Here is a 5417-nt window from a genome sequence, read left to right on the forward strand (position 1 = left end):
CATTTGTATAATCGTCAACATCTTTTTATAAAGATATTCAAGTTAATATTTTTATGCTCTTTTAACTAGACACGTCTCTATAGGATTTCATTATCGGAGCACGCTTTCTGCTTCTCTTTAATTTATTCTTCCAAACATATTCGAGTTAATTTGAGCTCTAGACTTAACTCGTGCGGACGTTTCCCTCCAACAAAACTAGCAACCTTATTTTAACAAATACTAGTATATAATTAGAGAGTTGTTGTACTATCAATAAAACTCTATTAGAAGCAGGTGAAAATATGAAAGATATACGTATCCTTTTAGCAGACGACGATAAAGAAATCCGAAATTTATTAAAAATATATTTAGAACGAGAATTATATATGGTAGACACTGCAATCAACGGCGAAGAAGCCTTGCATTTATTTAATCAAAATAACTATAACCTCGTTATATTAGATCTTATGATGCCCAAAATAGATGGAATCGAGGTATGTAAAAAGCTTAGATATAAAACTAACGTACCTATATTAATGCTCACCGCTAAAGATCACGAAATTGATAAAATTTTAGGCTTAAGCATTGGTGCTGATGATTACATTACAAAACCTTTCAGCATTCACGAAGTAATTGCACGAGTAAAAGCTCTTATGCGGCGTTTTTTAGTTCTTGGAAGTAGCAATACTGCTCAACAAAAAACAACTTTATCTTTTAAAGGACTAACTTTCAATCTAAATACATACACAGTTCATACAAATAAAGAAGAAATTAACTTAACCGGAAAAGAACTGGAACTATTAAAATTCTTTACTTCAAACCCAGGACAAGTATTTACAAAAACACAGCTCTTCCAAAATGTGTGGGACGATAATTATATAGAAGATGACAATACCGTTATGGTACATATTCGAAAACTTAGAAAGAAAATAGAAATCGACCCTTCCAATCCAAAATTCATTCAGACTATATGGGGAATTGGTTATAAGTTTGTAGGTGAAAAGCTTGAAGACTGATAAAACCCTCTCCCTTATTACATTACAACTTATCATTTGTGGGATTTTAAACATACAAATGGAACCAAGATTAAAAATGTCTTTATTTATAATCCTTATCTTAATTACAATTTATCTCTTCTTTTCAAGAATACAATTCATTCAACATCGCAAGGCAATGGATACTAAATTAAGTCGTGTACTAAAAGGAAACTTACAAACGAGATTATTCACAAGCAATGACCACTCATTACATAATATCGTTTTTTCAATAAACGAGCTAATAGCTAAATTAGAGCAAGTTCAGATTGAAGCCAAAAGATCCGAGGAATCCAGAAAACAACTTTTGTCTAGTATCTCCCACGATATACGAACACCACTCACCTCCATCATCGGATATATAGATGCTTTAAAAGATGGGGTTGCTGTTTCTGAAATAGAAAAACAAGAATACCTTAAAATACTTTATATGAAATCAAATAACTTAAAGCACCTAGTTGATGAAATATTCAATATGGCGAAGCTAGACGCTAATGAATTTCCACTAAAAGAAGAAGAACTCGACTTTTCTGAAGTTACTAGAGAAGTTTTGATTGAATTTTTACCTGAGCTCTCAAAACATAACATCGAACTGCAAGTTCTCATACCAGAATCTACTTGCCCTATTATCGCAGACCATCTGAGCCTTATGCGGATTATGAGTAATTTAATGAAAAATGCCATTTATTACGGAAAGGATGGAAAAATAGTAGGAGTCGAACTACTAGAAACCGATAGAGAATATGAACTTCATATTTGGGACAAAGGCCCTGGTATTCCAAAGCATGATTTACAAAATGTGTTTGAGCGAATGTACCGAAGCGAACAATCAAGAAACTCCTCGTTTGGTGGTAGTGGTCTCGGGCTCTCTATTTCTAAAGCGCTCGTTGAGAGAAATGGTGGGCATATATGGGTTGAAAGCACTCCATGGAAACGAACTATTTTTGGCTTTTCTATTCCAAAACACAATACTTTTAAGAAATAGTTAAGAAATGATTAATATGCAGTTAAGCCTTCCTTTTTATGATGTAAGTAAGAACTTATAGAAAGCAGGTGTCTCCTATAAATACAATTATAAAAACGACTAACCTTACTAAAGTATATGGCAATCAAAAATCAGTAGATAATTTAAATATTAATGTTCAACAAGGGGAGATTTATGGCTTCATAGGCCGCAACGGTGCTGGTAAAACAACAACCATTCGTATGCTGCTTAGTCTTATAAAGCCTACAAGTGGAACGATTGAAATATTTGGAGAGAACTTATTCCAAAATCAAAAAGATATTTTAAGCAGAATTGGTTCTATAGTTGAAGTTCCAGGATTTTATGAAAACTTAACTGCAAAAGAAAACCTATTAATTAATGCAAAGATAATTGGGGTTCACAAAAAGAATGCTATCGAAGAAGCATTAGAAATAGTAGGCTTGCAGCATGAGACAAAAAAGTTAGTAGGAAAGTATTCTTTAGGAATGAAGCAACGCTTAGGAATTGCACGCGCTCTTCTCCATTATCCCGAGCTACTCATATTAGATGAACCAACTAACGGACTAGACCCTATTGGTATTAAAGAAATGCGAAAACTTATTCATTCTTTAGCTCAAGAAAGAAATATAACCATACTCATTTCTAGTCACATATTAGCCGAGGTAGAACAGTTAGTCGATCGTATCGGAATTATTCATGAAGGAAAGTTACTAGAAGAAGTTTCTCTTGATACGCTACGTAAAGCAAATCGTAAGTACATAGAGTTTCAAGTGAATAATGACAATAAAGCTGTGATGTTATTAGAAAATCATCTTCAAATTTTTGATTATGAAGTACACGATGAAGGGAATATTCGTATTTACTCTCATTTTGGACAACAAGGATACATAAATAGAACATTAGTTCTTAATGGTATTGAAGTATTAAAAATGATGATAAGTGAAGATAGACTAGAAGATTATTTCACCAAGCTAGTTGGAGGTGGAACAATTGGTTAATCTACTCTATACAGAACTCTTAAAATTAAAACGCTCTAATATGTTTTTAATTAGCATTATTGGTGCTGGTGTCGCACCTTTCTTAGTTGTAGTAGCCTCTTATATACATATAAAAACAAAAGAGCCAACTCCGACTATTTGGTTCCATCAATTATTCACTGATGTTAACTTATATACTACTTTAGTTATAGGATTCCCCTTATATGGAGTAGTGGTTGCATATTTGCTTACCCGCGAATATGCAGAAGATACACTAAAAAATTTACTAACTATCCCCGTGTCGCGCATTAGCTTTATTATAAGTAAATTCATCATTCTCTTTCTTTGGATCATGATGCTAACTTTAGTCGCTTGGACACTTACTTTAATATTAGGGCTATTGGGGAATTTCCCTGGTTTTAACATTGCTTTACTTTTAAGTTCTTTCCTAGAATTTTTAATATGTGGTGGACTTCTCTTTCTATTGTCTTCACCTATTGTACTACTAACTCTTGTCATGAAGAGCTATGTACCGCCCATTATATTAACAGTCATTATTACAATGACCAATCTTATGCTCGTAAACTCCAAGCATAAAGATTTATTTCCGTGGACCGCTACTCTAGATATCGCAAATAATGAATTACAACCGACATATCCACCAGAGTATTCTTATATCATCATTGCAGTAACAACAATTTCCGGATTTATTGCAACACTATTCTATTTTAAAAAAGTAGACATTCATTAATTTATAGGAGTGAAACTATGAGCGATATCATTATTGCCTTCATACTCGGTATTGTAGAAGGATTAGCTGAATTTTTACCTATATCTTCTACTGGCCACCTTATATTAGTCGGGCATTTATTAGACTTTGAAGGAGAAAGAGCAAAAACGTTTGAAATTGTTATTCAGCTAGGCGCAATTTTAGCTATTGCAATTTTATATCATAAACGTCTCGTTTCTCTATGTAATATTAAGCCTCTTCTACGGAAAGAGAAAAAATTCAACGCGTTTCATGTATTTCTTGGCGTATTTCCGGCAGTAGTGGCTGGTTTGCTACTACATGATATTATTAAAACATACTTATTTCAGCCATACACTGTTGTGATTGGACTTGTAGCAGGGGCAATTCTTATGATCTTTGCAGAAGTAAAAAAGAAAGAGGCAACCGCCTATTCACTGGACGATTTAACATACCGTCAAGCTTTAACAATTGGATTATTTCAGTGCTTAGCAGTATACCCTGGCTTCTCTAGAGCTGGCTCTACTATCTCTGGAGGTCTATTAGCAAAAGTAAATTATAAAACCGCATCCGAGTTCTCTTTTCTAATAGCTCTTCCTGTAATGGTTGGAGCTACAGGCTTAGACTTACTAAAAAGCTGGGAGTATTTAAGTGTCGATGACATCCCTATGTTTGCGGTAGGATTCATTACCTCTTTTACCGTAGCGATGCTAGCGGTAGTAACTTTTCTAAAGCTTTTAGAGAAGATAGGTTTAAAACCTTTTGCATACTATCGTATTTTGTTGGCTATCTTATTTACGCTTTTCGTATTACTATAGATTCATATAAGTCACATATCATTAAACTGATATTCAATTTTAGAATATCGGTTTTTTATCTATTTCAACTCTAGTACTACTCACTTCAATATGGCATAGTGATAATAAGCTACCATTAATAGTCTGAACGTTCTTTAAGTAACTATATCCTTTATCATAAAATGCAATTGGAAAATTAAAGATTCCATATATATACAGAACATATTTACAAACCATATTCATTCCACATAGTATCTTTTTAATTTGCAACACACTGATACAAATTTCAAATGAGCACAAAGACAGAATAAGTAAATAAATAAATTTCCTAGGAATTATAAAGCGACTAAATTTAATTAGAGTGAGGTGACGATAAAATGAATCAATTAGCACAGACATATTGGAATACTTATTGGGGAAACAACAAAAAACCAGAATCTGTTATAGCTTGGCAATTTGGAGATTCCCCTAATTATCTTGCACAACTAGTAATTGACGGTATTAAAACTGCTACATGCTCCGGTCACATTTTTTATGAATTAGAAAATGAACCGCTACCGACCACTAATGATTATAGTATTATACTTAATAGTAATGATGAACCTGTAGCTATTATTAAGATAATAGAAGTAACTGTAACACCAATGAATGAAGTAAGCGAAGAATTCGCTATCGCTGAAGGCGAAGGAGATCGTACTTATAATTACTGGAGAGACACCCATGTTCGTTTTTTTACAAAGGAACTAAATGAGCTTGGTCTTAATTTCTCTGAAGATATGTTACTCGTCTGTGAGCGTTTTGAACTTGTTGATGTGAACAATAAAGTGAAATTATAAAAAACTGAGATTTACCACCCATTCTTATTTTTATAAAACACAAAAAGACAAGTCATTCTGA

Annotated in this window: 6 protein-coding genes; all 6 read left to right on the forward strand. The window is 33.1% G+C overall.

Going from position 1 to position 5417, the window contains the following annotated elements:
* Window positions 1-281: 281 nt before the first annotated feature.
* Window positions 282-995: a response regulator transcription factor gene (locus CN409_RS30320; RefSeq protein ID WP_000652005.1), complete on the forward strand. Its 714-nt coding sequence runs from the start codon at window positions 282-284 to the stop codon at window positions 993-995.
* Complete coding sequence (locus CN409_RS30325) at window positions 985-1998, forward strand: sensor histidine kinase (protein ID WP_000845349.1); 1014 nt, start codon at window positions 985-987, stop codon at window positions 1996-1998. Before CN409_RS30320 ends, CN409_RS30325 begins: the two co-directional genes overlap by 11 nt.
* A gap of 68 nt (window positions 1999-2066) precedes the next feature.
* Window positions 2067-2996, forward strand: a complete 930-nt coding sequence (locus CN409_RS30330) for an ABC transporter ATP-binding protein (RefSeq protein WP_000074583.1) — start codon at window positions 2067-2069, stop codon at window positions 2994-2996.
* Entirely contained in the window at window positions 2989-3726 is a 738-nt protein-coding gene (locus CN409_RS30335) for an ABC transporter permease (RefSeq protein ID WP_000247703.1), read from the forward strand. Before CN409_RS30330 ends, CN409_RS30335 begins: the two co-directional genes overlap by 8 nt.
* Window positions 3727-3743: 17 nt before the next feature.
* Window positions 3744-4541, forward strand: coding sequence for an undecaprenyl-diphosphate phosphatase UppP (gene uppP, locus CN409_RS30340; RefSeq protein WP_001279949.1), 798 nt, complete (start codon window positions 3744-3746; stop codon window positions 4539-4541).
* A 356-nt stretch (window positions 4542-4897) separates the two neighbouring features.
* Window positions 4898-5356 (forward strand): ASCH domain-containing protein, encoded by a 459-nt coding sequence (locus CN409_RS30345; protein WP_001072428.1) that lies wholly within the window; start codon window positions 4898-4900, stop codon window positions 5354-5356.
* Window positions 5357-5417: the final 61 nt, after the last annotated feature.

The organism is Bacillus sp. AFS012607, assembly GCF_002558005.1.
GTDB lineage: Bacteria > Bacillota > Bacilli > Bacillales > Bacillaceae_G > Bacillus_A > Bacillus_A thuringiensis_S.

Coding starts and splice junctions, on each gene's coding strand:
- CN409_RS30320 (WP_000652005.1), top strand. CDS start 282: ATGAAAGATATACGTATCCTTTTAGCAGACGACGATAAAGAAATCCGA.
- uppP (WP_001279949.1), top strand. CDS start 3,744: ATGAGCGATATCATTATTGCCTTCATACTCGGTATTGTAGAAGGATTA.
- CN409_RS30345 (WP_001072428.1), top strand. CDS start 4,898: ATGAATCAATTAGCACAGACATATTGGAATACTTATTGGGGAAACAAC.